25 protein-coding genes are annotated in these 26,468 nt (G+C 59.3%); 5 read left to right on the top strand and 20 right to left on the bottom strand.

Translation table 11 applies throughout. The features are described from left to right. Positions 1–61: 61 nt before the first annotated feature. The 9 genes from HZC36_05620 to HZC36_05580 all read right to left on the bottom strand — a co-directional run bounded on the left by HZC36_05620 (position 62) and on the right by HZC36_05580 (position 11,025). Complete coding sequence (locus HZC36_05620; GenBank protein MBI5706451.1) at positions 62–832, bottom strand: hypothetical protein; 771 nt, start codon at positions 830–832, stop codon at positions 62–64. Between the two features lie 542 nt (positions 833–1,374). Beyond that, the gene (locus tag HZC36_05615) at positions 1,375–2,106 is read right to left on the bottom strand and encodes a sigma-70 family RNA polymerase sigma factor (GenBank protein MBI5706450.1); all 732 of its coding nucleotides are present in this window, start codon (positions 2,104–2,106) and stop codon (positions 1,375–1,377) included. Positions 2,107–2,158: 52 nt separating this feature from the next. Continuing rightward, positions 2,159–2,737, bottom strand: a complete 579-nt coding sequence (locus tag HZC36_05610) for a S26 family signal peptidase (protein ID MBI5706449.1) — start codon at positions 2,735–2,737, stop codon at positions 2,159–2,161. Positions 2,738–2,826: 89 nt separating this feature from the next. Beyond that, positions 2,827–3,225 (bottom strand): cupredoxin domain-containing protein, encoded by a 399-nt coding sequence (locus HZC36_05605; protein ID MBI5706448.1) that lies wholly within the window; start codon positions 3,223–3,225, stop codon positions 2,827–2,829. Further along, complete coding sequence (locus HZC36_05600) at positions 3,222–6,686, bottom strand: efflux RND transporter permease subunit (GenBank protein ID MBI5706447.1); 3,465 nt, start codon at positions 6,684–6,686, stop codon at positions 3,222–3,224. Before HZC36_05600 ends, HZC36_05605 begins: the two co-directional genes overlap by 4 nt. Beyond that, entirely contained in the window at positions 6,683–9,034 is a 2,352-nt protein-coding gene (locus HZC36_05595; protein MBI5706446.1) for an efflux RND transporter periplasmic adaptor subunit, read from the bottom strand. The genes HZC36_05600 and HZC36_05595 overlap by 4 nt, the downstream gene beginning before the upstream one ends. Then, on the bottom strand, positions 9,031–10,302 hold the full coding sequence (locus tag HZC36_05590) for a TolC family protein (GenBank protein ID MBI5706445.1): 1,272 nt from the start codon (positions 10,300–10,302) through the stop codon (positions 9,031–9,033). Before HZC36_05590 ends, HZC36_05595 begins: the two co-directional genes overlap by 4 nt. Further along, the gene (locus HZC36_05585) at positions 10,299–10,730 is read right to left on the bottom strand and encodes a hypothetical protein (GenBank protein ID MBI5706444.1); all 432 of its coding nucleotides are present in this window, start codon (positions 10,728–10,730) and stop codon (positions 10,299–10,301) included. The genes HZC36_05590 and HZC36_05585 overlap by 4 nt, the downstream gene beginning before the upstream one ends. 103 nt (positions 10,731–10,833) lie before the next feature. Continuing rightward, the gene (locus HZC36_05580) at positions 10,834–11,025 is read right to left on the bottom strand and encodes a hypothetical protein (protein ID MBI5706443.1); all 192 of its coding nucleotides are present in this window, start codon (positions 11,023–11,025) and stop codon (positions 10,834–10,836) included. Between the two features lie 780 nt (positions 11,026–11,805). On the opposite strand from HZC36_05580, the gene HZC36_05575 reads away from it, so the two are divergent. Beyond that, complete coding sequence (locus HZC36_05575) at positions 11,806–13,365, top strand: hypothetical protein (protein ID MBI5706442.1); 1,560 nt, start codon at positions 11,806–11,808, stop codon at positions 13,363–13,365. Between the two features lie 183 nt (positions 13,366–13,548). Here the strand turns inward: HZC36_05575 and HZC36_05570 are convergent, their stop codons facing one another. The 8 genes from HZC36_05570 to HZC36_05535 all read right to left on the bottom strand — a co-directional run bounded on the left by HZC36_05570 (position 13,549) and on the right by HZC36_05535 (position 19,205). Then, positions 13,549–13,818, bottom strand: a complete 270-nt coding sequence (locus HZC36_05570; protein MBI5706441.1) for a hypothetical protein — start codon at positions 13,816–13,818, stop codon at positions 13,549–13,551. 98 nt (positions 13,819–13,916) lie between these two features. Continuing rightward, a complete protein-coding gene (locus HZC36_05565) occupies positions 13,917–14,363 on the bottom strand; it encodes a hypothetical protein (GenBank protein MBI5706440.1) in 447 nt (148 codons plus the stop codon). Positions 14,364–14,381: 18 nt separating this feature from the next. After that, positions 14,382–15,719, bottom strand: coding sequence for a serine protease (locus HZC36_05560; protein MBI5706439.1), 1,338 nt, complete (start codon positions 15,717–15,719; stop codon positions 14,382–14,384). Position 15,720: 1 nt separating this feature from the next. Next, a complete protein-coding gene (locus HZC36_05555) occupies positions 15,721–16,260 on the bottom strand; it encodes a hypothetical protein (GenBank protein MBI5706438.1) in 540 nt (179 codons plus the stop codon). Next, positions 16,257–16,733: a cupredoxin domain-containing protein gene (locus HZC36_05550; GenBank protein MBI5706437.1), complete on the bottom strand. Its 477-nt coding sequence runs from the start codon at positions 16,731–16,733 to the stop codon at positions 16,257–16,259. Before HZC36_05550 ends, HZC36_05555 begins: the two co-directional genes overlap by 4 nt. 86 nt (positions 16,734–16,819) lie before the next feature. Continuing rightward, on the bottom strand, positions 16,820–17,506 hold the full coding sequence (locus HZC36_05545) for a hypothetical protein (protein ID MBI5706436.1): 687 nt from the start codon (positions 17,504–17,506) through the stop codon (positions 16,820–16,822). A gap of 64 nt (positions 17,507–17,570) precedes the next feature. Continuing rightward, positions 17,571–17,996, bottom strand: a complete 426-nt coding sequence (locus tag HZC36_05540) for a cupredoxin domain-containing protein (protein MBI5706435.1) — start codon at positions 17,994–17,996, stop codon at positions 17,571–17,573. A gap of 348 nt (positions 17,997–18,344) precedes the next feature. Next, positions 18,345–19,205, bottom strand: coding sequence for an LOG family protein (locus HZC36_05535; protein ID MBI5706434.1), 861 nt, complete (start codon positions 19,203–19,205; stop codon positions 18,345–18,347). A 323-nt stretch (positions 19,206–19,528) separates the two neighbouring features. Between HZC36_05535 and HZC36_05530 the strand changes: the two genes are divergently transcribed. Together HZC36_05530 and HZC36_05525 are read left to right on the top strand one after the other, a co-directional pair. Further along, on the top strand, positions 19,529–19,669 hold the full coding sequence (locus HZC36_05530; protein ID MBI5706433.1) for a hypothetical protein: 141 nt from the start codon (positions 19,529–19,531) through the stop codon (positions 19,667–19,669). 359 nt (positions 19,670–20,028) lie between these two features. Continuing rightward, positions 20,029–21,147, top strand: a complete 1,119-nt coding sequence (locus HZC36_05525) for a DUF4382 domain-containing protein (protein ID MBI5706432.1) — start codon at positions 20,029–20,031, stop codon at positions 21,145–21,147. Positions 21,148–21,536: 389 nt separating this feature from the next. Here the strand turns inward: HZC36_05525 and cadA are convergent, their stop codons facing one another. The 3 genes from cadA to HZC36_05510 all read right to left on the bottom strand — a co-directional run bounded on the left by cadA (position 21,537) and on the right by HZC36_05510 (position 25,227). Further along, positions 21,537–23,636 (bottom strand): cadmium-translocating P-type ATPase, encoded by a 2,100-nt coding sequence (gene cadA / locus HZC36_05520; protein MBI5706431.1) that lies wholly within the window; start codon positions 23,634–23,636, stop codon positions 21,537–21,539. Positions 23,637–23,869: 233 nt separating this feature from the next. Then, positions 23,870–24,775, bottom strand: a complete 906-nt coding sequence (locus HZC36_05515; GenBank protein MBI5706430.1) for an FTR1 family protein — start codon at positions 24,773–24,775, stop codon at positions 23,870–23,872. 101 nt (positions 24,776–24,876) lie between these two features. Continuing rightward, entirely contained in the window at positions 24,877–25,227 is a 351-nt protein-coding gene (locus HZC36_05510; protein ID MBI5706429.1) for a helix-turn-helix transcriptional regulator, read from the bottom strand. Between the two features lie 105 nt (positions 25,228–25,332). Between HZC36_05510 and HZC36_05505 the strand changes: the two genes are divergently transcribed. Together HZC36_05505 and HZC36_05500 are read left to right on the top strand one after the other, a co-directional pair. Next, the gene (locus HZC36_05505) at positions 25,333–25,695 is read left to right on the top strand and encodes a winged helix-turn-helix transcriptional regulator (GenBank protein MBI5706428.1); all 363 of its coding nucleotides are present in this window, start codon (positions 25,333–25,335) and stop codon (positions 25,693–25,695) included. Continuing rightward, a partial coding sequence (locus HZC36_05500) for a hypothetical protein (protein MBI5706427.1) occupies positions 25,685–26,468 on the top strand: 784 nt, incomplete at its 3' end. The genes HZC36_05505 and HZC36_05500, both read left to right, overlap by 11 nt.

Here is a 26,468-nt window from a genome sequence, read left to right as displayed (position 1 = left end):
GGGCTCCCCCAAGCGGCACCAAGCCGCTTCCCAACATTATAGGCTCCCTCCTGAAACGAGCCTATTCCTCGGGTTTGGAGAGCCGCCGTTCGTATTGGCCGCGAATAGCCTTTCGCCATCGCAGCCATGTAGAGCTTCTCTCAATCGGTTGAGTCTGGCTGTTTCCGCCGCTCTTGCCATTCAAGGACTGCTTGTCCAGGACACGGCAAACCCGCTCGGCGTCTCCATATTGGCCCAGGCGGCTGTATGCGATCGCGGCGACGACAGGCAGCTTCGCCTCATTGGCCTTGGCCCATCGGTATTGGCTCAATTCGTTTTCACTCAATACACGAAAGCGCCAGGCGGTTGTCTTCTCGGAGTCGACCCTGGTTCCACCGATAAGCTCATCGGACTTGGCTCTGACCTCCAGAACATAGTCGTGGCCGCGCTTCAGTGAAGACCCGCCGCGAAGCGCTGCCGCTAACTGGGATCGAGGCTTGTCGCCTCCCGTAAAGGCCAACGCTCCAGAGATCTCCGTTCTGCTACCGTTCGCCTCGACCTGAAGGATTCGCACCGTCCTGCTCTCCGCGTCGTCCCAGGCAAGTCTGAAAGTGGGGTTAGTCTCTACGAGCGCCGAATTGCCTTCGACCGGATCGTCGAGCCAGTTGGCAACCACTTTCGGTTCCGTGGAGCCCGCTTTTATATTGGGTCGCTCACGCAGTGCGCCTCCCGAAATGCCGCGGTCGACGGTTGGCCCTTCGGTAAGTGCTCTTGCAAAGAGCTGTGCGTCGTCGGGAAGGTCGATCCCGTTGTAAATGTGCCTCCCGCCACTAATGGTCCAATTGCTTGCCACTAGCGTGGATCTGACAGAGGACCCTTCCTTACCGGGCGCTACAATACTGCCCGGGTCGGTTTGCTGTTCCGGACCGTCCTGAACCAGGCGCGAACCCTTCGCCCCATTGACACCCCTCGGGTTGACGTTTGGATCAGATTGGTTTTCTCCGCCGTTTGCCTTGTCGTGCGAGGCTATGGGCTCAGGACCAGTCGATCCGCCAAACCATCCTGATCGAGCAAGCAAGAATGCACATGCGACAACGGCCATGGCGGCCGGGATCGCAAAGGCAAGCCTTGGAAAGGTGAACCACCTCGCTATGGAATCGGGAAAAGATGATCTTGCCTGCCTGCTGGCAAGGTCGGCCTCCGTCATCTCTCGGACGGCTTCACGGCAGACGCTACAGAGCGCGAGGTGTTCGATGTGACGATCATAGTGCCGCGCGCGAGCTCCCCGCTCAGCAACTTCAATGAGCTCCCTTGCTGTCAAGCACGGACCGGTGGGATTCAACTCGTTCAACGCTTCGCCCCACTTCTGCTCGATGGCGGTTCTTTCGGCATCTTTCAACTCCTACCCCCCATCAAAGGCAAGGCGAACAGCAGGGCTGTCAAATGCGTGGCAACCTTAAGTAGTGCTGCACGCAGGCGCAAGGCACCGCCTTTTCTCTCACGAACCGCTTCCGCCTCATGGTCTGATAGCTCGCCTCTCAAGACAAGCGTATCGAGCACAGCCAGAACCTGGTCCTGGCCGCCAAGCAGGTCCGGCGAATTGAGCCAAAGATGCTGAAGCAGCTTCTCACGAGCCCGCTTGAAGTGGCTGCGAACCGTCACCGCATTCATATGGATGTCCTTGGAAATCTCATCGAACGATGCGCCCTGAAAGAAGAGCATGGCGATGCTTCGCTCGATCGGGGAGCAGCACGTCTTCATTTCGTCAAACATCTTCACGGCAAGGTCTCGCATCCCAATTCCTTGATCAGGACACGGCTCCCCGCTCTGGCGTTGCACCCCATAGTCTTCTGCCCAGTTTTCAAGCGAAATCCGGCTCGACCACCGAGGAAGGTCGCGCTCGTAGTAGTTCTTGACCGCATTCGCGGAGGCTCTCATGGCGTAGGCTTCCATGGATGCCGGTCCGAAGTTGTCTCGATTCTTGGCAAGAGCGTAGAAGACTCTCTGGACAACCTCATCGCAATGGTCATCACATCGAACGCGCCGCCGCACCCAACGAATCAGCGTGGGCCTGACTCGACGACAGGCGTCATCGAATTGCTGCTCAGACCAACTGAACTCGCTCAAAATTGGTCCTCCTAGGTCAGCCTGTTGGGTCTTTCGATCTGACTCCACGAGCCTATTCTAACAGTTCAGCACAGATTCGACCAAAGTCGTGAGCGCATTCTTCTGCATCGCCTTGACTGTAGCGCTTTGAAAGGCGGCGCAGGAGGAGCCAGTCGGCTGCGATCAGGGCGATGCCGGCAAAGACAATGACGAAGGGAATGCTCATATCCCAACTCCAAAGGTGCACGCATTTGCCGCGGACGCTACTCAGGGGCACGGTCCCGAAGTCCCGGCTGTCGGTGGATTCGTCGCGGTTGTCGCCAAGGACGTAGATCTGGCCCTTGGGGACGGTCTGCTTCATGCCGATCGGCGAGAGGCTTGAGGGCACTTCGCCTCCGGGCATCGCATAGACCCGCTTGACGAGCTCCCCTGACGGACCCTCCGGGTCATCGATCACGACGACGTCGCCTTTGCTTATGGGCCCGACGAGCCAATAGTCGGAGGTCATGAGGAACCGCTTTCCATCGGGATGTTGGGGCTCCATGGACGGCCCGACGACCCGAACGGTTCGAAAGGTCGCGGCGAAGAACGCAGCGAGCGCAACGAGGACTAGGAGACTAAAGAGGGCCGATCTTCTGGAACTGGGCTTCATTGCCTGGGTCTCCTGATTCACCTCCGAATCACAAGAAGGAAGGGTGAGGTCCCCCTCTGGGGTAAAGGGGGAACCTCGGAACGCTGCCACTACTTGACGATTAGGGTTCCCTTGATCATCTTCATGGGGCAGGCGAATGTGTAAGTGCCCGCTTTCTTGGGGGTGAACGACACGACGGTCTTCTTGCCGTCGGTCAGGTCCTTCTTGAGATTGAGCCCTTCGAAGTTCACGGACGAGGCGCAGCCTCTCTTCTTGGTGTCAAAGGTCAGCTCGACCGGCTGGCCGGCCTTGACCGTAAGGGACGAGGGGCTGAAGCCGCCGTCGACGACGATGGTGGCCTTCTGCACGCCTTTCTTGTCGGTCTGGACCTGAACGGGCGCGCCCTGAGGCGCGGAGCTGCCGCCGCATCCGCCGCACATTTGTGCGGACGTAATGGACAGCGTCGCCGCTCCGACGGCTAGGGCGATGAGGACTCGAGTATTGATCATTGATTTTCTCCTGTGTTATGGTCGCTTGGATGATCAGGCGCATCTTCTTGAGGTGGGTTGCTCGGAATGGCGTAGTCCGAATCTGGATCGGTTACGGGCCAGTTCCACTCACGTCGCAAGAATGTCCTGTTGAGCCAGCGGACGAAATCGTCCACGTACGTGTGCATGATCGGGATGTCGAAGAGTGAGAGGACCGTTCCCGAGATCAGTCCTCCCACAACCGCCATGGCGAGCGGTTGGTAAGCGTCGAGGCCGGTCTTTGGCGCAAACGCCACCGGCAGCATGACAACGAGTGAGATGCCTGCGGTCATGAGGATCGGCCGCAATCGATCTGGGCATGCTCTTCGAATGGCCTCCTCTCGCGGAACCCCTGCGTCACGGTATTTCATGATCAGGTCGATCATGAGGACAGCCGTGGTGATGTCCATGCCCGTGAGCACGATAATTCCGAGAATGGAAACGGTCGAGAAGGACTGGTGAGCAAGGAATAGCGCTACGAAGACGCCGGCAAGCTCCAAAGGCAACGATGCAATCATCTGGAAAGGCTGCAGGAAACCTCGGAACTGGATGACCAGAACCAAGTACATCATGATGAGCGACAGGCCAAGCCCGGACATAAGCCGCCTAAAGCTGTCCATCATCTGCGTCATGTCACCGCGCATTTCCATGCCGTATCCAGGCGGGAAGTTGACGGGCCCGATGCCGAGCTTCTTGTTTCCGCCGTAGGCATTGGAGACAAGGTTCATGACCACGTCCATGCTCGGCAGGTTGCCAATGCGGTAGTAGCCCGTGACGCCAACAACCCGGCGCAGGCCGTCATGTTCGATGGCTGTTGGCGCTGATGTCTCTTCGACGCCGGCGACAGATTTGAGCAGGATCTGCTTTCCGCCCGGCGTCGTGAGATACATGTTTTCCAGGTCTTCGGGTGTTTTACGCTCTTCCTTGTCATAGCGCACCAGGATCGTGTTCTGCCTGAGATTCGGAATCCTGTAGAACTCGCTGGTCAAGCCGCCTCGCGTAGCGTAGTAGGCCTGTTGCGCAATCTGGTCTGGTGAGAGGCCAACTTCTTGCGCTCGCTGCAGATCTACATTGACCCGATAGTCAGGCACTCCCATCGACCAGGTTTTTCCTGGCTGGAAGAGCTCAGGCATTTTCTCCCCTACGCCCAAAACCTGTGACCCCAGGCGGTCTAGCTCATTTAGGTCGGGGCCGTAGACGTAAACGTGGATTGGTGCCGCGGAGGTCGCCATGACGTCCGAGCCCATTTCCTTTATCTGAAACCGCCTGATTCCCGGCACGGTCTGAAGGGCTTCTTTCTGTATGCTGTCGATGACTTCAAAGATGCTGCGCTTGCGCAAGTCCTTGTCGCTAAACGTCAGCATCATGGCCGCGCCACTCACCGAAGGCATTTGATAGCCGGTGAAGAATGGAGACCACGTTTCAAACATCGTCTCGGCACCCATCTCGATGCTTGCCTTTTCTATCTCCGGGTGCTTTCGAATGATTGACTCGACTTGCTTTACGGCGTTCTGCGTACCGAGATATGAGGTTCCAGGCTGCATCTCCAGCAATGCAGAGGCTTGGCCAGTATCGGCCAAAGGCATCATTTCGCTGCCGAGAAAGTAGTAGAAGCTAAACCCAAGGATGAGCGTTGCGAGTACCCGAGTGAAGTTCGCGAACCTGTGCTTTAAGAGCCAAGTGATCGCCCTCGCATAGCCATGTTCCATTCGAACAAGAAATCGCTGACAAGGGTCGAGGATCAGATACAAGAGATTCAGGCCCGGCTTTCGACGCTCTTCGTCTCGCACTTGTTCTGGCCGCAGTAGCTTCGACGCGAGCAGCGCCGTTAGCGTGAACGAAACGAACATGGAGGCGAGCAGCCCAAAGATGAGGGGCCAGACAAGTTCGACAAACATCAGTCCAACGATGCCGCCAGAAAAGATCAGGGGCAGCAATGCGAGCACGATCATCAGCGTTGAAGCGATGACCGCCACACGGACCTCAGCGATACCGTCAACCGTTGCCGCTTTGGCGTCTTTACCCATCCGGAGATGTCTCTCTACAGCGTGTATGTCGATGATTGAGTCGTCGACGAGCCGGCCAATGCTCAACAGCAGACCTATGAGCGTGCCGCTGTTAAAAGTCATTCCAAATGGCACCATGAGCAGCACAGCCATGGCAAGGCTCGTCGGGAGCGTGACCATCGCAATTAGCGTCCCGCGCCATTCACCAAGGAAGAAGAGAAGCGCGAGTCCGGTTAATAGGACTGCGATCGCCAACTCATGCCATACGTTCTCAAAGAGAATGTCGACAAAGTGCGCGTTGTCATAAGCCACATTGAAGTGAAGTCCCGGGTTCTCCGATTCCAGTTGCTTCACAACCTTCATTACTGCGGGCACAATGAGAGCTGAGCTCGCCCCTGGATTCTGGATCACGCTGACGGATATGGACGGATGCACTTCGCCGGCTACGTTGTCAAGGTAGTGGTATCCGCTACGTTGCTCCCAATGCGAATCCTCGACCCGGGCAACGTCTCGAATGTAGATTACGCGTGGCGTACCGCTCTCAAGAGCACCGGCGCTTCGAGAAGGTGCCGATGCAGCTCCGCCGCCCATACCCATTCCGCCTCCTCCGCTTGCTGGCGGCGGACCCGTGCTTGTAGAGCCTCCTGTAACCGTTGCGATTGGATAATCGAGGACATCTTGCGGTCCCTTCGCGCGCGTCTGGACCCTGACGATCCCCTCGCGTTCCGCGTCGGTTAGTGTGCCGCCAGAGGTGCTCACATTCGAGCGGTCGATTGCGTTTCGCACGTCGAGAATTGAAAGTCCGTAGGCTGCAAGTTTGTCCCGGTCCACAATGACTTGAAGCTGTCTGCGAAAACCGCCAAACGGCACCACGGAATATACGTCTTGCACTGTCTTGAGGCGATTGATGGCGGTGTTGTCCGCAAACTGCCGGACCTTCTCCATCGTCCACCCTTGCGACGCGTCGCCGTGTAAGGACAGCGTGAGGATGGGAAGGTTGAGCGGGTCAATCGGAACGACCCACGACGGCTTCAGGTTGGCGCCGGTCGCCGGCAGGTTGGACTGCACCACGTTCATCAGCGATTGGATATCCGTGATAGCCCGCTGCATGTTCGTTTGGTACGGGAACTCAAGCGTTACGATAGAGAAACCGTCTTGCGACGTGCTCCGAATGTAGCGAACTCCCTTTACGTTGACGAGCTGTTCTTCAATGGGCTTGGATATATAGAGCTCCATTTCTTGCGCCGACAGGCCCGGCATCATCGTGACAACCCCAATCATGGGGCTCTCCACATAGGGAGCAAAGCGACGCGGCATCCGCCCAATGGATATCCAGGCGAGAGCAAGCATCGCGACGAAGAACGCAATGACGGCATAGGGGTGCTCGATCGACCACTGGGGAATGCGATTGAGCGCGCCTTGTACTTTTTCCTTCACTTGACCACCGCCTTGCCTTTCAGCATGTTCATCGGGCAAGTGAAGCTTAAGGATTTGCCGCCAGGCTGGGGCGGGATTTCAATCGTCACAGGCTGATTGAGTGGCAGGTCCCTTTTGATGCCGAGATCGGGGAAGATGACTTGCGTGCCGCAACTCTCGGCTGCTTTTCTGATGAAGATCACCTTGAATGGCTTGTCCGCTGGAACCGCTATGGAGGCGGGGCTATAGCCTGCTTCCGTGATCTCGATGACCTGCGGCTGGTCACCAATCGCGACGGACGGCTCGCTGACGTTCGTCACATGATTGCCCGCGGCCAGTCCCTGTGGAGGAGCGAGAACAACCTGGTCGCCGGCTTTCAGCCCGGATGCAACTTCCACGAGGTCTCCCGAACGGGCGCCGATCTGCACATCCTTGCGCGAGACCATGAGTTCGCTCCCCGACATAGGCTCAGCAACCCACACGTAGTGCTGTCGTCCGGTTTCCTGAGTCTCCGACAGGACGGCAGAGGATGGAATCACGAGAGCCGTCTGCCCCGATCCGATAGAAATCTCCATCGTCAGGTACTGACCGGGCGAGAACCTCCCGTCTTCGTTCGCGAACAGCGCCTCGACTATCCCGGTTCTAGAACTGGGGTCAAGTGAAGGCGAGATGCTCGTTACTTTCGCCGCTATCGGCTTCTCGCCCTTTCCACGTCGGGTGACCTTTACATTAGCTCCCAATTGAATTCGGGCAAGGTCCTCTTCTGGTACGTTGGCCTGAAGTCGGATCGGCTTGATCTGAGATACCCTCATCACCGTTTGACCCGGGTTGACGATCGTTCCTGGGCTGATGACGCGCTGAGTCACAACGCCATCGACTTCGGATCGAAGTTCGCTGTAACCCCTCTGGGTTGTCGCTCCCCTAAGGCCAGCAGCCGCTTCCGCAACCCCCGCTTCGGATTGGCCAATCTTCCCTTTAGAAGCCTTCGCTCCCGCTTCCGCGGTCTTCACACTAGCTTGCTTGGCCCTCAAGTTGGCTTCAGCCTGCTGAACCTTACGTTTTGCCGCCGCGATCTCAGCATCGGTTTTCCTTAGCATTGCTTGAGCTGAGTTGGCTTGGGCGCGAGCGCGATTGACGTTTTCGCGAGCCTTGGAGACCATAGCATCTGCCTTCTTCGCTTCCGCTTGGGCACGCTGCAGTTCATCCTTCGAGATCGCTCCCCTCTCAAAGAGGCTTTGCATTCGTCCTAGTTCTTGCTGTTGGTAGGTTCGGTCGGCTTCAGCAGCAACAAGATCGGCCTGCATCGCCTGAATGTCAGCCCTCGCAGACTCGATCTCGGACTCGGCGCTACCCCGTCCTTGTTGCGCCGCGACCAACATGGCCTCGGCCTCGCTTTGTTCGCCTTCTGCCATGCTGACTTCAGCGCGAGCCTGCGTCACCATATTCATGGCTTGCTGATATTCCATCGAGGCAACGCCCACGCCTTGCCGGGCCGTGCTGACACCGGCAAGCTTCTCGCTGACCATCGGATCGAGTTGAGACGTGTCGAGGCGCGCCAGTACTTGTCCTTTCACAACACGATCGCCAACGTAAAGCGGCATCCAAACGATGGCGCCGGTGACGCGGGGAACGACATCCTGCTCGATGAACCCGACGGCTTGCCCTGAGTAAGTGACGGTCGCCTGAAACGGCTTGCTCTCTACTTTCCCAAGCCGTACAGGAAGGGATCCTTCAGGAGCCGGGGTGTTCATCTCCATCACTTGAGCTTCCATTGGCGTCATCGCACCTTCTCGGCGCTTGCTGTTGACAAACCAGACTGCGACGGCGAGTGCCGCACCGAGCAGAAGCAATGACAGAAGCACCTGGCGATTGAAGATGCTGGCGATATTCACTTGCTGGCCGGTTCGACGAATCTGCCTTACCACAATGATTGCGATAACAATCAGCCCACCCCAGAGGACGATGGTGCCCAGCGGAAACCCGCCTCCTCCGCCCTCGGTGCTTTCACCCGTTTGGAGAGACAGCACGGCCTTACCGGTTCCCGCTGAACCTGAAATCGTGATCGTCGCTTGGTAGGCTCCGGCCATGGCGAAAGACGCAGGAGCTATGTAGGTACCGGGCTCAGAAGCTGGTGAAGCGGTTTCCTCGCGTTCACCCATGTTCATTCCGGGCATCTGAGCCATCGCCTTAACTGTGGCACCGGATACGGGTTTGCCGTTGGCCGTGACCTTGATGATCAACTTCGCCTTGCCAACAGGCACGATCGCCGGGTCCGTGCGGAGGTCGATCTGATACGGGCCGGCCATTCCTTGAACGGCGTATGTAATGGCGACGAGCGCCAGCAACAAAAGGGTAAGTAGTCTTTTCACTTGTTTCCTCCCGCGGCGCGGGTGAGCCTGGCTGCCGCGAGGTCCAGGTCAAATCGGGCTTGTGCCAGATCGGCTTTTGCCTGCGTCAAGGTCTGCAACGAATCGAGCTGTTCCACAAGGATGCTCTTGCCTGAAGCGACGCGTAACGCGATGACGTCATAGGATGCTTGCGCGCCAACCAGCGACCTCTCGGCCGAATCTGCATTTGCGCGAGCGGTTTCGAGGTCGAGCGAAGCTTGTCGAATCTCTTTCTCGACCGTGAGTTCAGCCTGACGAACTTGCGCATCGGCTTTCTCTTGCATGGATCGAGCCTGAGCGACCTCGGCGGAAATCCTCCCGCTATCGAAAACCGGAAAGCTAAGCGTCAAGCCGATGGTGCCGCCACCCATGTCCCGACGATTCGTGGTGTCTCCCATGGCAACTCCGTAGAGCTGGGGGAGTCGTTGGGAGGCTGCGGCTCGCACGTCAGATTGGGCAGCCGAAGCTCTCGCGCGTGCGGCCAACAACATGCCCCGTCTCTGCTTGCCCGCTGCTATGGCGTCGTTCAGACTCGATGGCACCAAAGGTGATGCCTCACCGTCCACCACGACATCCGTTCCGAGGTCCAAGCCGATCGTCTCCTTTAGGTCGAGGATCGCCTTTGCCTCTTCGTTCTTGGCGCTAGTGAGGCCACGCTGGGCAGATGAAAGTTCGGCTTCGGAACGTTGCACGGCGGCCTCGATGCCTTTGCCGGATTCGAACAGCGCCCGCGTGTTCTTCACGAGCTCCGTAGCGGCCGCCTTTCTGGTCTCGGCCACTGCAATCATCTGCCGAGCCAGAAGCACACGATAATAGGCTTCGGTGACCCGAAGATCGAGATCTGCCCGAGCCTCAAGGAACTCCCCTCCTGCCGCCCTGGCCTGCCAACCGGCAGCGGAAGCCATCGCAGATAACCGCGAGGCGATCAAAGGAAACATTAGCGAGAGGTTCCCGTCGAAGAAGGTCCCTGGAGCCGTCGCCATAAAGGCCGGTGGCTCGACCATGGGCGAAGAACTGAGAATGCTGCTCTGTTTCCCGTCGGCTGCGAAGCCGTTTGCGGAGAGCTGTGGCCGGGTGCGCGCCCGAGAAGCCCGGGCTCCAGCCGAGGCAGCGTTTGCGTCCGCCTGCGAGGCCCTTAGCACCGGGCTCTTTTCGTGGGCCAATCGGAGCGATTCGCTCAAGGACAGATGCTGTTGACCAAAGGCAGCAGTCGTCAAGACGAGCGCCGCGAAGATAAGGGGTCGTCTCACTGCTGCACCTCCTTTCGCTGGGAAGGTGTGAGTACGGTGAGCGCCTCGGACCAGTAGTGCGCTCGAGTCGAATCGTACTCGCGTGAAAGCTGTGAATACCCTCTCAAGCTCTTGCTGATCTCCTGAACCTGCCCCTGCTTCGGCTGAAACGACGACATGGCGGTTACCAGACCAGCTTTAGAGCGCTGCCATTCGGCGTCGATCGCGACAATCTTGGTTCGCTGAGCCTCCGAGAGCCGAAGGGCCCTGTTGGACAAAAGCTGGGAGGGCTCGGGCTTGGAGAGCGGCCGCTGGGGCGAAGGCAGGTGACTCGTGCTTGGCAGGGCTGCCGCGGATCTTTGGCTGAACCCATAGGCGGCGATCAAGACGATCACTGCCAGCATGGCCAAGGTGCCGAGTCCGATCGGACGGGGTTTTCGGGTGCTCAAGCGGCTATTTCCGCCGGAGCTTCCCTGATGAAGGCGTTTGATGATGGATACCTCGCTAGTTCACATGGCCGAGCGGTGCCACGCACTCTCGGCGACGACGAAACTAGCGGGAAGGAGGCGCACGTAGCCCGTTGAGCCCTGGATCGGGCGGGCGAATCCGATGCACCACGAGGTGCGTTGCCGGAGCATAATCGCCAGACCTGATCTCGACAGCCGGCAAAATCGGCGCTGGCGCCAGAACGGCCGTCGTGCTCGCAGAGAGCACCGCCGCCGCCGACTTGGGAGTTTTGCTCATGTCCCTCGCCGCAACCTGGCATTTGGCATGTGAAGACATGCCGTCGTGGCCCAAAGCCGAAAGTCCGGAACGCCCGCCGGGGCCGTCAGAAAGACAGCACCCACAGTTTGCCTTCTTTGACATGGGGCAAACGGAGGCGGGCTTGATCGGCGGGGCCTGCTGAAGAGGCGGACAGACACAAACTGCCAACGAAAAGCTCACCTGAGAGGCGAGCAGAATGATTGCCGTTAGCAGTCGGCCGAATAACTTCAACGTTTCACTTTAACTGTCCGAACGCCGCATTAGTTCCGGCATCCGGTTCTGTGTCCTTTGCATCATAATGGGCTTGGGTACAAGGGATGTCTATGTTCCTTGTCATATTTCCTCACCTAAGACCGCGTCTCCCTCGCCGTCGGTATTGGTGTGATAACGCGCACCATGCGGCCACCTCACGCTGTTGCCCAGCGTACCTGGGGCCCTCGGTCCGTCGGGCATGAAGGGGCGCGGCAGCTGCCATCCGTATCGGCTAATGCTCCGGCGGACGCGAGGACGCTTGTATGGACTACAATTCATGATTCCGATCAATCAGCCGAAATTGTCATGTGCACCTCCAATTCCTTGGTTCGGTTTCTGGCCATCGTCCTGCTCTGCGCTGCAATATCCTCGTGCGGGGGTGGGAACGGCGGAAGCAAGAGCTTGACCTATGAAACCGATTGGTCGTCACGAGGCCGAGGCGTGACGGGTCTTTCCCAGCGTGTGCAGCTACTCGATTCCACGGGTCGCCTCGTTGACTCCAAAATCGTGAACCAAGACACGAACGGGCTGCAATCCTCTGGGCTGAGCGCCACTGGAGAAGGGCTGTTTCATCTTCACGTGGAGCTTTTCTCCCAGCGGGATTTGGGCGGGACGCAGACGGGAGAACTCGACGCCTGGGTCGACGTTGGCCTCCAGTCCCGCTTCCGCACGGCGGTCGGCCTCGACGTCGCGAGCCTCACCGTCAATCCGCAACAGATCAGCCTGGAAGTGCAACACAGCAAGCAGTTCTATGCGACGCCTTACAACTCCGGGGCGCAGGCCGTCTTCACTGAACTGGGCAGCCTCTCCTGGACGACGCTTGGCGGAACTGCGAGTGTGAACGAGAACGGCCTAGTGCTTGGAGAGTCGGAGGGCCAAGGATCGGTACGTGCAACGTACGTGCCTCAGGCGATCAATGGCAGTGCCGTCTTCACCGTGACGCCGTTCACCGCCACTCGCACCAAGTGGACGGTCATCGTATATCTGAACGCGGCCAATGATCTCTACACGTTCAGCGACCTCAACGTGAACCAGATAGAGAAGGTCGCCAATAACGATCAGGTGCGCTTCGTCATTCAGTGGAAGCAGTCCAAGGACATCTACCCTCAGTCCTCGTTTGACGGGACTAGACGCTATTTGGTCAAGTTCAACACCTCGACCGCGATCGCCAGCGAACTGCTTCAGGATATGGGAACCGGCGTCGATATGGGACGGCCCGAGACGATGCTGGGCTTCATCAATTGGGCGAAAACCTACTACCCAGCCGACCGGTACTGCCTTGTGATCTGGAACCATGGAAATGGATGGCGCAGGGGGCTTGAAGAGCCGAGCCGAGCCGTCAGCTATGACGATCAGACGGGCAATTCGATCCAGATATCGGAACTCGCTCAGGCGCTCGGCGACACGCGCTTCGACATTGTCGCCTGGGATGCCAGCCTGATGCAGATGCTGGAGGTCGCATATGAGATTCAGGATCACGCGCAGTTTGTCGCCGGCAGCGAAGAGAGCCCTCCTGGAGAGGGTTATCCTTACGACTTGATCTTTCGAGAGTTTCGGGACCGTGACTCGGAATCCACCAAGAACCTATCGAAGGCGTTCGTGGACGGAATGCTGGCAGTCCCTTCATACGCGAGCCGCAAGATCACGCAAAGTGTGATCGACACGGCCAAGCTGCCGGCTCTGGCCTCCGCGGCTGATGCCCTTGGAACGCAGCTTTCGGCAAACGTCGCAACCATTGGTCAGCAGATCATCTCGATTCGCTCGACCTCCCAAAGCTACAGCCCCACGGCCTCTCGGGTCTACCGCGATCTGGACCACGTTTGCGACCTGATCAATCAGCAGATCGGCATCCCCTCTGTCCAATTGGCGGCCACTAACGTGCGCTCGGCGCTCGCCAACGCCGTCGTTTGGGAGGGCCACAACGCGAATTCGCCCAACAGCCACGGCGTTTCGGTCGACTTTTCATCGGCCACCACGTTCAATTCAGGCACGACGGGCTTGGACTACTCTCTGATGCGCTTTGCGGCGGAAACGTCCTGGAATGAATGGCTACTGATCGCTCCGTAGGCTCTGACTATGGGCACAGACTTGAATAAAGGCGGTGAGACCGTCATGATTCTCACCGCCCAGACACGGAGACCGGCCTAGGCGGCACTATCGTGTCTAGCGTGCCGAATCCATCCGGTGCCGTCAAACGAGTGGCCCGGCGGCCTGAGGATTCCGGTCCGCCGAGCAGAGAGGGGGCTGCCATTACCAACCGTATCCGTGACGGCCAAAGCCCCTTCGGGCGCTGGGATACCAGTAGCCGTAGCCGCCGTAGCCGAAGCCGTGGACGGTGCCAAAGTCATAGCGGCGCCAGTGGCTGGAGCCATATCCGAAGGAAAGGCCGGAGCCGCCATAGCCGTAGCCGCCATATGAGTAGCCGCCCCCGCCGCATTGCGCCGAAGCGCTCGCGGCGAGGAGGCCGAGGTTGAGGAGGAATGCCGCCGATATTGCGGCCTTCTTTAGGGCTCTCTTCATTGTCTTGCTCCTATTGTGCGTTTGATTCTGCCCAGGCTCAGGATTGACCCGCCAGGGCAAGCCGTGTTGCGCGAGGCTTTGATGGCGCCCAGAGGCGTTCAGGAAGGCCCCCGTTTTGTGGATTCTGGGTCGGCAGAGGCTCGTGTGATATCAGGTGCGTATGGGTATCCAATCCCATTTATCCAATCAACGAGCTTCTGCTCTCCAAATTCAATGGTCGACGGCCGAAACAGATCTTCGGCGCCAACAGACATCGGCGGGGAGCCATGGGCGCCAAGTTCAAAGCCTGTCGATGATTGAACATCTATGGTGAACTTGGTCATTTGCAGGTTTTGATTCAAGACTGCGCTTCGCAACAGCATCAGAGCTGGAATCACGTGGTTAAACCAATCCTCCATCGGGTTTTGTCGTTGGTCGGCCAACTTTGGATACCGAAAGGCGGAGCCACCCAAGTTCTGCCAGCCCAATCGTTCGAAGAAGCACTGCATCCGGTTTCTTGTTGCGGGCCCGGCGCCTTTCAGGTGGAAAGTAATGACGATTGGCATTTTTCTGTCCTCACGCCCTCATTGCTTCTCGCCACCAGTCGAAGGGAGGAACGACTTTGGGGCAAACCGCCATAAGACCAAATTCGTGTCCACCAAGGCATCCGCGATCCCAAACGGCGTTGGAACGTTCTTCATGTCGTGAAGCTGTCGCAGTTCGACCAGCCCAGGGCCGTACCAAACCGTGCGGACCGCGCTCATTGGGCGGCCCCCTTCCTTCTCCGTTGCTTCAAATTGGAGCTTGGCGGTTCTTACTCCCCTGAATGTCTCGAAGCCAAGGAACTTACCCTCGAATCTCACCGCCGGGATGAACCGGGTGCCCGTCGCCTTTGGAATCTCGACGGACCAGGATTGGCCCTCCTTTACGATCCCGCCCAGGTCTTCGGCGCGGTAGATCTGGCTGATTCGAGAGAACCGGGCCATCTCCGTCTGCATATCGGGCGGAACGTTGTCGGCGGCCTCCGGCTTGAAACCCGGCAGCGGGTGGTGCATCGAGGTCTTGGGTTCCGGCAATGGCCGCTGGGTTTCCGCTCCTTTCGGATCGATGGACAGGTATTTCGTAAAAGTCGTGCGAACGGTCGCTCCTCCCACCGGCTGCGCATCAATCACCTCCTCTTTGTGGAGGCTCAATCCGCGATCGACGACTTTGCTGTCGACGGAAATGGAAGTCTTCGTCTCTTGAGTGAACTCGTCGCCTTTCTTCCACTTGCACTGAAGCGATAAAAGATTCGCCATTCTCTTTTCGCGGAAATCTCCAATTGGCGTCGGCGTCTCCGTCAGGCTCGACCCGAGAATGGTTGCAACGGGTACCGCGAAATTCAGGCTTCCCTCTCCCGCATAACCCCAGCTCACCATTCCCACAACCTGGCCCGATTTGTTGAGCACCGGCCCTCCGCTGTATCCGTGGGTCACCGGATTGGATATCTGGTAGACCGTCACCCCATTGACCGCCCGCGCCTGGCTCATGAGGCCTTCGACGATCGATCCTGTTAGGTCCTTTGGGGCTCCGATCGCGTAGAGGGTCTCGCCCGGTTCCGGCCTCTTCCGGTTGTTCTGTAACGGCTTTGGCGCGTCTTCTATGGCGAGGATGGCGAGGTCAGCCTTACTATTCGCGTCGACGACTTTGGCCATCTTCTTTACTTGGCCGGGAAAACTGAGCCAGATCTCCTCAGCATCCCAAACCACGTGCCAAGCCGTCGCGACACGGTCTTTGGCCAGCACAAATCCTGAGCCGATGCTTCCCTCCGTCGCTGTCCGCGTCTCAATGCGGCACACTGAAGGCGCAGCTGAGCGAAAGACAATTTCGCCTTGCGATAGGGGGGTCTCGGTGAGCAGCAGCGCTAAGGCTATTGAAAGCATTTCAAGCGACCTCCTCTTGGCACGGTCTCTCTATATCGCGACATTTCATCCAGTGGTGGTAAGCCGTGACGATGAACCTCGCCTCCTGGTCTGAGCGCTGTTTGCGCGGAGTCAAATGGACCACCGTCTCATAGTTGCCCGGCCCCATGTGCAGGATGACGTTCCCTACCATGTGTCCGAGTTCATGGCAGCCGCTGGTGTGCCCAGCCTGGTTGAGCATCATCAGCCCGCTCAGGGAGCACGTCAGTTGGTCGGGAAACCTTGCCTCGACGTTCATTCCGCCGTCGCTGGCTACCACGCCCGACACCGTTGCGTCGTTGCTCGCGACGTCGTCGTGCATCGTACCGGCGACCCGGCCGCCCGCATCGATCGCCAGGTTCAGTGTGCCGTTGGCTCCGCCGGACTGCGAATCGTACGTGCCGACCCACTGTCCTTCGAATGAAGATCGGAGAGCATCGTCCATACCCATACTCGCGCCGCCGCAGCCGACGACAAGGAATGCGAACATTGCGAAGAGGAATGACAAGTGCTTGGTTTTCACTGCAATCCTCCAGTGCATGAGAGATCTCTGGTCAAGGTGTTGGCGTCGGGAGTCTCTACAAGGATCTTCCCCTTGAGCCTGCCTGTGCCGCACGTAAAGGGGATCACACCGAGCTTAGTCGGCGTGAATTTGACAGTGACCTTCTGGCCAGTCTCAAGGGACTTGCGGACGCGCAGGTCAGGAATGAAAACCTGGTCCGAACACTCCCAGAAGCCATTCCGGTTGAAAGTGAGTTCCACAGGAACGTTTGGCTCGACGACGATATCAGCCGGGTTGAATTGACGCTCCTCGATGACGATGGTTGCCTGTTGCACTTGGCCGCTCTTCTTCGCTCTCGGTGCCGTTTGCATTTCGCAGTTTGCGCATCCGGAGCATTGCTCGGGGTGCTGGGCGATCGCGGGCGTCGAGAGAAGCGGAAGAACCTGCCCGACAACAAATAGCAGGGCGATGTAGGTTGCGTTGACGCGTTTCACATAATCCTCCTTTGGGCGATGCCGTTGGGGACTTTGGAACGGGCCTGGGAACCGGCCCGTTCCACGTATGGCTTCGAGTGTCCTTCTTAGAAGCCGCGGCCACCTCCATAACCGCCGCCGCCGAAGCCACCGCCGCCGAAGCCGCCGCCTCCGAAGCCTCCGCCGCCGAATCCACCGCCTCCGAAGCCGCCACCTCCGAAGCCACCGCCTCCGAAGCCGCCGTAGCCTCCACCGCCATAGCCTCCGCCGCCGTAGCCGCCTCCATTGCCGCCGCCTCTACGAGAGTTAAACAGCGAGCTCATTTCGGGATAAATCCGCGTAGACTGGGTTCCCTGGAGCATCAACATGATGAAGAGCGGGTCGGCTGAACGAATCTTGATTCGCCGAATGGGGTTCTTGGCAGTTGGCGCATTGGGGGTCGATTGGGTCTCGGACTTCGGTATGACCTCCGTTTCCCGTTTGATGATCGTGTAGATCGGGCCTTCGCGCCGATAGGTCGCGTCGACCTGCTTGAGGATGTGCTGAAGAGCCGTTTCGAACGGCACCTTCTTCAGGCTCACGGTAACAGTGCCTTGCACGGCAGGATCGATGCTGTAGGAGACATCGCCAACCTGCTTGAACAGGATCTTCAGCGCCTCGCGCACATCCGCCTGTTCGAGCTCCATTCGCTCGATGATCGTGTTCTGCGGATCTTGCGCGAGGACGTAAGTGGGGAGAGCGCTGGCAGTGAGGACCGCAGCGACGCCGATGATAGTTCTTAATGTCGATTTCACATCTGCACCTCCAGTCGGGGTTAGGTCCTGTGGTCCCGCACACGGGCTTACGGGACCGGCGATGTCACTGGACGATGATCGTGCCGCTCTGCATTCCCATGCCACAAGCGAACTTGATGGCGCCCTCCTTGCTTGGCGTGAACTTGACAATGGTCCCCTTCTTAGGGTCGATCGTCTCGCGGAACTTGAGGTCTTCGATGACCAATTCGCTCGCGCATCCTGGTTTGCGCCCCAACTTGAAGGTGAGCTCGACCGGCTTGTCCCTCACGACCGCGATCGACGATGGGGAATACTTGCCGGAATCCACCTTGATCGTTGCGACCTGGACGCCCTTGACGATCTTTGCTTTCGAGGGTTTCTGGGCTTGGTGCTCCTCGTGTTGCATCGCGCCGCCGTGATTGCCACAGCCTTGGGGTGACGGTGCAGTGAAGGCATAGATCGAGAGGGCGGCAATCCCGCCAAGGACGATAATAGTAATCTGTCGTTTCATTTGCTTGATCTCCGGAGCCGCAGCATCGGAGCTGCTAGCTGTTCTTGCCTTGCCCATTGCGGGAAAAGCACTGTAGGTAGGGCCGGGCCGCCCAGCGTCTTTGCCGAACGACCCGGGGGCTTGGGGGAGGGACAGGAAATAGGATGGGGTGAGACCGCAGATGCGGGAAGCAGTCTGGCAAACTTCACCTCTTTGGGAGTCGGCCAACAGCATTCGTCCGCAACGTGATGGTCCTCGACATACGGCTCGGCCATGCCTGGGACGAACTCAGGCGCCGATGGCACAATCACAACTCTGTGATGTCGCCGTCCGCTTCGCAAAGGGGCCATGGGTCTCATTCCTCGCACCTCACTTCCTGGGTGAAGACACGAAGAGAGACTCACCAATCTCCCTTTGCGCGATGAGTCGCTCGACCAGCCGCTCAGGCACGCCGTCGTAGAGCACGTGCGCGCCTGTGGTCTTGTCGAGATGAGGTTCCAGCTTGGGAAGCGATGCGGTGTGACCGTCCACCCCCATCAGCACTCCGATGAGCTTGCCTTCTTGATATGCGGCCGCGAACTCGTTGGGTGTGTCCGAGCGGCCGCCGACGAGAATCACGATGTCGCTGCTGCGAATAGTGATCAGCTCGCTGCCGGAGACGCCAAGGCCCGTGTAGACCATGGCGTCGTATTCCTTAAACGGCGACTCGTACTTTCCGGCGTGTTCCCGGAGCCTGGTCGCGGGGGAAATGCCGATGACGTGGCCGCCTTCCGCTTTGGCGCCAAGAACCACAAGATGGGGTAGCCCCGGGCATGCGCCAGTCAGCAGGCAGGCCTCGGACCTTGCAACGGCCTTGCCAAGCCGGAAACAAGCGTCCGCCACCGATGGACTGAATTCTGTGGCGGTGGAGCCCAACACCCCAATCCGGTGGGAGTAGATCGGCTCGGCTCGGCTTGTTAGCGGTTCGAAATCGCCGTCGTGGGAAGGCAGGTCCCGATGAAAGTGAAGCCGTGTCCAACTTTGGGCACTAGGCTGATGGCCAAGCGTCGACACGCTACCATTTGAGGAAGGTTGTTCATCTTCCTTGTAAAACAGCTCCCAAGCTGATGGCGAGGGGCGAGTGAGGTACCCGGCGACGCTGTTGCCAACGGCGCGGAACGCGGGACTTCCATAGAACAGCTTTTGTAGGTTGCACAGATTGGACCATGCGTCGCGAAGTCTTTGAAACATGATGACCTCCGGGATGTCTTGGGGTGAGAACGTTGAGGGCACACGCGAGCTAAAGGCTCAAGTGGCGGTTCTCAGACAGCCGGAGGTGCACGGCCAAGATCGGGAACATGGCCTAAGTCGTGAGGCGGACTTGAATCCGACGAATGGACAACGGACTGCGTCGTCGGTAGGGCTTGCTGGGGAAGCTCGAGGGGCTGGGGGAGCGCGGCAATCGAGATCCCATTGGGAATGGAAGCCGTTGCGGCTGCCGTAAGCGGGACTGAATTCGGGGCCGGCCGCACTGAACACTGGCACTTTGCGCCTTTGCCGCAGCAGGATTTCCCATGCATCAGATCGGTCTGATCACAATCCGATTTGAGGGCCTGAAGCTCGGCACGGTGCGATGCATTTCCCTGCATCGGGACCGCGCAAACTCCGCAAGCCTTGCCCACAAACACCGGCGCAAGCAGCGCCAGTGCCACTAGCAAAGCGAACGGTAGCTTCAGTGATGTTGGCTTCAATGCCTTGCAGCCTCTATGTCACGTAACGATCCTATTATGATACAAGTTCCATGATTCCTATCATGTACTTTTCTGTAAGGTATAGAATGACTTCACAATCGCAAAGACCGCCGACGCGCCACCACATACGTCGCCAAGCATCTTCCTGCGCATCTGGACCCAGGATTCTGGATGATGGGCCTGACTGGAAGCTCCAATAAGTGCGCTCCCTATGATCCCGCGCATACAACGGTGTTCCTCGTTCATGAAACACTCGAAGCACAGCGTGAGGCGAAGCCCACGATCACTCTTCGCCTTTCGTAGACTTTATCTAGGTGCTCGAAATGAAACTGAATTCAATCGCTCGCGGACTGCTCATACTGGCGGCTGCCCTATTTGCCTTCGGCGCACTGATCGCCGGCTGCGGCGGCGGCGGAATCGGCGGGGGAGGAACCGTCGGCGTCTTCATCGGCGACGATTTCGGAGGCGACTACAACCAAGTATGGATGACCCTCTACCGGGTCGAGGCGTCCGCCGACGGAACCGACTATCAAACCGTCTTCGACAGCACGAGCGGCACGCCGATGAACCTCTGCACGCTCTCGAACACCGCGCAGTTCATGGGCGCGATGAGCATGGCTTCGGGCCAATACACCAAGGCGAGAGTCACCATCGGCGACCAGTTCCATCTCGTCACCAAAGTCGGCAACGTGCCCAGCGATGTCCCCGTCGATCCCACCGGCGGCACGGCTTTCGGCGGAAAATTCACCTTCACCATGAACATGCCCCTCTCCGTCGGCATGGGCCAGATGGCCAACATGGCCATTGATTTCGACCTGGCCGGCTTCCAGATGATGGGCGGCAAGGTCCGCATGTCGGTCCTCCCCATGGACTCAGGGCGCTTCGGCATGATGCAGCGACGAGGCGACCTCGAAGGCACGGTCGCCAACCTCGTGCCCGGCGTCAGCTTCGACCTCACCATGGGCGGCGGCATGATGATGGGCCCGATGCGGGGCGTCAGGGTCCTCCTCGATGCCTCCACAGAGATCTTCGGCGAGAACGGCGCGGGTGCGACCCTCGCCAACGGCCAGCGCGTCGAGGTCCAGGGCGCGATGGACCCCGCCGCCATGACCCTCACCGCCAACATCGTCCGGATCGAGACCGCCCAGGGCGGCCAGTACGATCACGCCGGGGCGCAGGGATCGGTTGATGCGATCGACGCGGGCGCGCTGCGCTTCACGATGACCCCCGCCTGGACCGAGCACTTCCAGCCGGGCGGCACTTCCCTGACGGTTCAGACGGACGCGAACACGGTCTTCCGAACGGGAGGCATGGGCGGCGGCATGATGGGCGGCAATGCGGCTTTTGCGGACCTGGCGCAGGGCGCGTTCGTGATGGTTTCGGGTGTCTATGATCCCGGCACGGGCGTCCTCACCGCCCGGCGGGTGATGATCGGGAGGTAGGCGTCCTCCGCAACACTCCGGAAGCGAGTTGGTTCCGGAGTATTGCGCCGAGAAGGCCAGGGGCCGATACAGCTGCAGCTCGATGGGTATCCGCATGGCCTTCGCGCCGACCGGCAGCGCAGGACCGAGCGCTGCGTCGCACTGAAGTGAAGACGCCGACTATCGGGGAGGACTTCTTCTTCGTGCAGGATGGGCCGTGATCCGGGCGCACAGCAACCCCGTGCTCGCCGAGTCCGGCCGCCTCAGCGTCACTCTTGCAGGTGAAGCCGATTAACTTTCGAGCCACGACTTTCTCGCACCCGATCATGATCTTCGAACTAGGCTTGATCCTCGTAGTGACTGCTACGGATTTGGACCTCAAGCAGAGGTTTCACGATGATCTGATGGGTTCAGCTGCCATTCGGAGTCCGAAGGAGCCTTAGCCCGTTGCCGACCACGATCAGGCTCGCGCCCATGTCGGCGAAGACCGCCATCCAAAGCGTCGCGACTCCAAAGAACGCCAAGCCAAAGAACACAACCTTGATCCCAAGCGCGATCGCGATGTTCTGCCGCAGGACGCGGCTTGCCTTGCGGCTCAAGCGGATGAATTCGGGGACCTTGCGAAGGTCGTCGTGCATGAGCGCCACGTCGGCGGTCTCGATCGCAGTATCGGTTCCCGCAGCGCCCATCGCGAAGCCGATGTTCGCCTTGGCCAGGGCCGGTGCATCGTTGATGCCGTCGCCAACCATGCCGACGTGCCGGCCCTCTTTCGCTAGCTCCTCGATGATGCGGAGCTTGTCCTCCGGCAAGAGGTCTCCACGTGCGTCGTCGATCCCGACTTGCGCCGCGATTGCCTTCGCGGTGCGAGAGTTGTCCCCGGTCAGCATCAGGGTCTTGACCCCGAGCCGGTGAAGCTCCCGGATCGCCTCAATGCTCGTCTCCCGTTCGGTGTCTGCCACAGCCAGGACTCCAAGGGCGCGGTCGCTATCCCCGAGAATCACGACCGTTTTGCCCTGCTCTTCGAGGCGTTCGAGCTTCGCCTCGACCTCGGGACTGCAGTAGTTCTCTTCATGTGCGAGCCGGTGGTTGCCGAGGAAGTACATCTTGCCCCCTACAGTGCCTTTGACGCCCCGCCCCGTGATCGAATCGAAGCCCTCCACTCTGGCGGGCTCTGCCTCGAAAGCCGCTATGATCGCCGACGCAACGGGGTGTTCAGAGAGAGCTTCTAGGCTTGCTGCAATCCGGAGCACTTCGTCCTTCGGAACCGAATTCAGCGGCTCGATGTCCGTCACTTTGGGCTTTCCGAACGTGATGGTTCCGGTCTTGTCAAGCGCAATGGTCGTGAGCTTTCGTCCCTCTTCCATGTAGATCCCGCCCTTGACCAGAATGCCTCGACGAGCTGCCGAAGCCAAGGCGCTGACGACCGTGACCGGGGTCGAAATGACGAGCGCGCAAGGGCAGGCGATCACCAAGAGCACAAGTGACTTGTAAAGCCAAGGAACAAAGGGCTGAGAAAACAGCAGGGACGGCAAGGCGGCGACGAGGATCGCCAGAACCACCACCGTCGGCGTGTAGACCTTGGCAAACTGGTCGACGAACCGTTGGGTTGGCGCCTTTTGGCCTTGGGCTTGTTGGACGGCTCGGATAATCCGGGCGAGCGTCGTCTGGTCCGTGTTGGCGCTTACCTCGAATTCGAACGATCCCTTCTCGTTTACGGTTCCGGCAAAGACCTTCGCGCCTTCCGACTTGGAGACCGGCATGCTTTCGCCGGTGATCGGCGCTTCATTGACGGTCGAGGAGCCTGAAACTACGAGACCGTCGAGGGGTATGCGCTCTCCGGGGCGAACCCGCACTACTTGACCGACCTGAACTTCCGAGGCTTGGACCTCTTTCCATTCGGAACCCGATTTCACCCATGCAAGCTCGGGCGAAAGCTCCATGAGGGACCGGATCGCATGGCGGGCCCTATCGAGCGAGAAAGCCTCGGTCATCTCCGCGACCCCGAAGAGAAACGTGACCATTGCCGCCTCGGGCCATTCGCCTATCGAGACCGCGCCAATGATGGCGAGGGTCATGAGGAAGTTGATGTTCAGGGTGAAGGTCTTGAGGGAGACGATGCCCTTCCGAATCGTGGTCCGCCCGCCAAGAACGATTGAGAGGACGGCGGCGGCAATCACCGGCGAGGACGTTTCCTTGCCCGTGACCCATGAGGCGATTTCCGCCCCAAAGGCCAGGGCTCCCGAGATTCCCATGAGCCAGCGCTCTTTCACGGGCACGGCGGGACCATGCTCTTGCTTGTCGGCCCCTTTTGCCTTGGGTTCCATCCCGACGGACTTCAGAGCTTTCAGAAGCGGCTTGTCGTCGGCGAAGCAGTGTCGGACCGTGAGCTTGCGGCTCATCAGGTCGAACTCCAGGTTCTCGACCTCCTTCACGACCTTGAAGCAGTTGCGGATGATCTGCTCCTCGGTGGGGCAATCCATGGCTTCGATAGTGAAGGTGCTTTCCGGCATGACGACTGGGTCTCTTCCTAGTAAGAGCGCGAAGGAACGAGCTTACGCGAAGCGCGAATTTCCAGGGGCAAGAGTGTTGCGATACGCTCTCTCCTTTGGTGCGGATATGCCAGCCCCCTCCAGCTTCTGTTCTTTGGAGCGCACGTGTTCCTGGCGGCAGCACTGGGCACTCAGCAGGCTGGGCAAGACGAGCAGCCTCCGAAAGGCACGCCAAAGGCTCATGAGAATCTGACTCAAGGGCTCACCTCGCACTTGGCCGTGACGAGCTCGCCGGACTTGGTGCGCGGCACCTTGCTCCGCACCCAGAGGAATGAGCCCACAACGAGCAGGGCCGCGAGAAGCTGCGAGGCCAGGCCCTCGATGTTGGGGAACGTCGCGAACCACACTCCCATCCAGTCCGGGATCGGAAGCGGTAGCGGATGCGTCGGGAGCCATCCGGCAAGCTGCATCTCCTGGGCGCTCTCTCCGACCATCACGATCAGCACGCCCGCCAGCAGAATCCCAGTCCAGACCAGCATCTTCTTGTAGGGCATGCGGCGGTGCGCGGTGAAGGTGAGCGCGGCGACCACGGAAGTCAGCACCAAGCCGAAACCGACGCCGTTCATGACGACGCCGCTGCCTGCCTTGAGCCGCAAGTCTTGCAGGAAAAGCACGATCTCAAAGCCCTCGCGGTAGATCGCCGTGAAGCCCAGCAACGCGAGCCCCAAGTAGACGCGTGAGGCGGTAGCGCCCGGCTCCTCGAAGATGCGGTCCCGTCGCTTGCAGTGATGGCAGATCCAGCCGGTCCAATAGAGCTTGTGGAAGAACCAGTTCATCACGACCAGCAGCACGACGATGGCAAGCAGGCCCGTTCCCGCCTGAATTGCGAGTTCCGAGGCGTTGACCGAGCCAATGAGGGCGATGGCGATAAACCAAGTGGCGATGCTTGCTGCGAGCGCCGCGCCGATCCCTGCCAGAACGGGCGGCCAGTAGCCCTGCCGATAGCGGGCGAGGCCCGCCGTCACAGCAGCAAGGACCAAGATCGCCTCAAGTCCCTCGCGGAAGACCAGGATCGCGCTGCCCATGACCGCCGATGTTCGGCTTATCCCATGCGCGGTTGGGTCAGGCGTGCCGCTCATGCCGATTGCCTGCCAAATCAGAATGCCGACGACCAATGCAAGGCCGAGTCCGATCCAAAGCCATTTCCAAAAGGTGAACCTGGCGGTCCGGCTGAGAACAGCGGCTTCGAGCGAGGTAGCGCTCACTTTTCGTACCTCGGGCACCCGCCAATGGGCCCGCCGATCCGCGCCAGGATGTCCTGAGCCAGAAGAAAAAGGTCCTCGATGCGCTCGTCGGCAAGGGAGTAATAGACGGACCTCCCCTCCTGCCGCCCGACGACGAGGCCGCAATCCCGAAGGCACGCGAGATGCGCCGAGACGTTGGGCTGGGAGAGTCCCGTTGCCTGAACGATTGCACCAACCGGCTGCTCGCCAAATCTCAGCGTCTGGAGAATCGAAAGACGGGAGGTATCGCCAAAGCCTCGGAACAGCTTGGCTTGAAGCGCGGGGTTTGCAGCTATTTCTACGGGTGAGGGGGCTGTCGTATAACCCATCCTTTATATGTTACCGCCCTTGAATGACGAAGATGTTGGGGAATGTAGCTACTTTCGGAACTCGCTGCCCGCATGTCTCGTTTGATCACTTGAAGAGTCGTTCATATGAGTATTGCTGAGCCCCGACCGAGTGCCCTTGCTGAGACTTGCCCGGTTCCTTGCTTTAATGTGGAGCTGGTTGACCAGATTAGGGCCTCGCTGCCCAATGAGGCCGTGGTTCGTCGGCGCTCCGAGCTTCATGGCGCTTTGAGCGATCCTTGGCGGCTGAAGATTCTCCTGGCGCTGGCCTATGGGGAGCTTTGCGTCTGCGATATCGGGCACGTGCTGGGCCGGTCACCTTCCGCTGTATCACACCAATTGAGATTGCTTCGAAGCCTGTCGCTGGTAGAGCGCCGGAGCGACGGGAAGATGGTCTACTACTCGCTTGCCGACGAGGGGCGGAAGCTGATTGCCGACCATGAAGGATAGCTTGATCCCGAAGATCGCCCAGCCCGCCATCGCCGAAATCGAACGCGGCATGGCGCTCAAGAAGTGCCGTAAGTGCGGGTGCATGAAGACCGCTCTCGATCAAGCCGAAGCGGCATTCGGGCTTTCTGAGGAGACACAGATTGGGAACCTCGTGTCGCTCATCCGCGAACAACAGGTGAGGATGGAGCCCCTTGCCTACGATTGCATCGGGTGCAAGAAGTGCTGGGGTGCCGATGCGACCATCAAGCTTGCCGAGAGCTTTGAGGGCGTGGAGTTGGGAGGCTGCGAGGGAGGCCCGCCTTCCGAGAAAGACCTGCCCGTGGACCGGCGGTCTATTGTCAAGGAAGCTCCCTGGCCGCCCTATCCCGGAGACTACACGCTTGGCGATGCAGAAGGTTCGGTGGCCGTCTGCACCCTTTCCGATCGTGAACTGCCCGCGCTGCTTGCAAGCCGGAACGCCTCGGGAGTCGCGATCGCGGGCCGGTGCGACACCGAGAACATTGGCATCGAGAAGGTCGTGCTCAACATGATTGCGAACCCTGGGCTGCGATGGCTCGTTCTGGCGGGGACGGAAGCGAAGGGCCACCGGGCGGGAGACGCGTTTTTGAGCCTAAAAGAAAGAGGCGTGGACGCAGATATGCGGGTGTTGGAGTCGGCCTCATGGCGACCCATCTTAAAGAATCTCAGCCTGCTCGACGTGGCGCGTTTCCGGGAGCAAGTGGAAGTCGTCAACTTGATTGGCAAGAGCGATCCTAGCCAGATCCTGAAGGCCG

This window comes from Armatimonadota bacterium, assembly GCA_016223145.1.
In the GTDB taxonomy this organism is placed as follows: Bacteria; Armatimonadota; Fimbriimonadia; order Fimbriimonadales; family Fimbriimonadaceae; genus Nitrosymbiomonas.
Note: the sequence above shows the minus strand (reverse complement) of the source record. Positions and strands in the feature narration are given on the sequence as shown.

Bases quoted from the DNA above. Each gene is read 5' to 3' on its own strand.
- HZC36_05605 (MBI5706448.1), bottom strand. From the start codon at position 3,225: ATGATCAATACTCGAGTCCTCATCGCCCTAGCCGTCGGAGCGGCGACG.
- HZC36_05535 (MBI5706434.1), bottom strand. From the start codon at position 19,205: ATGTTTCAAAGACTTCGCGACGCATGGTCCAATCTGTGCAACCTACAA.
- HZC36_05570 (MBI5706441.1), bottom strand. From the start codon at position 13,818: ATGAAGAGAGCCCTAAAGAAGGCCGCAATATCGGCGGCATTCCTCCTC.
- HZC36_05525 (MBI5706432.1), top strand. From the start codon at position 20,029: ATGAAACTGAATTCAATCGCTCGCGGACTGCTCATACTGGCGGCTGCC.
- HZC36_05505 (MBI5706428.1), top strand. From the start codon at position 25,333: ATGAGTATTGCTGAGCCCCGACCGAGTGCCCTTGCTGAGACTTGCCCG.
- HZC36_05565 (MBI5706440.1), bottom strand. From the start codon at position 14,363: ATGCCAATCGTCATTACTTTCCACCTGAAAGGCGCCGGGCCCGCAACA.
- HZC36_05560 (MBI5706439.1), bottom strand. From the start codon at position 15,719: ATGCTTTCAATAGCCTTAGCGCTGCTGCTCACCGAGACCCCCCTATCG.
- HZC36_05610 (MBI5706449.1), bottom strand. From the start codon at position 2,737: ATGAAGCCCAGTTCCAGAAGATCGGCCCTCTTTAGTCTCCTAGTCCTC.
- HZC36_05510 (MBI5706429.1), bottom strand. From the start codon at position 25,227: ATGGGTTATACGACAGCCCCCTCACCCGTAGAAATAGCTGCAAACCCC.
- HZC36_05530 (MBI5706433.1), top strand. From the start codon at position 19,529: ATGCATCAGATCGGTCTGATCACAATCCGATTTGAGGGCCTGAAGCTC.
- HZC36_05540 (MBI5706435.1), bottom strand. From the start codon at position 17,996: ATGAAACGACAGATTACTATTATCGTCCTTGGCGGGATTGCCGCCCTC.
- cadA (MBI5706431.1), bottom strand. From the start codon at position 23,636: ATGCCGGAAAGCACCTTCACTATCGAAGCCATGGATTGCCCCACCGAG.
- HZC36_05580 (MBI5706443.1), bottom strand. From the start codon at position 11,025: ATGAGCAAAACTCCCAAGTCGGCGGCGGCGGTGCTCTCTGCGAGCACG.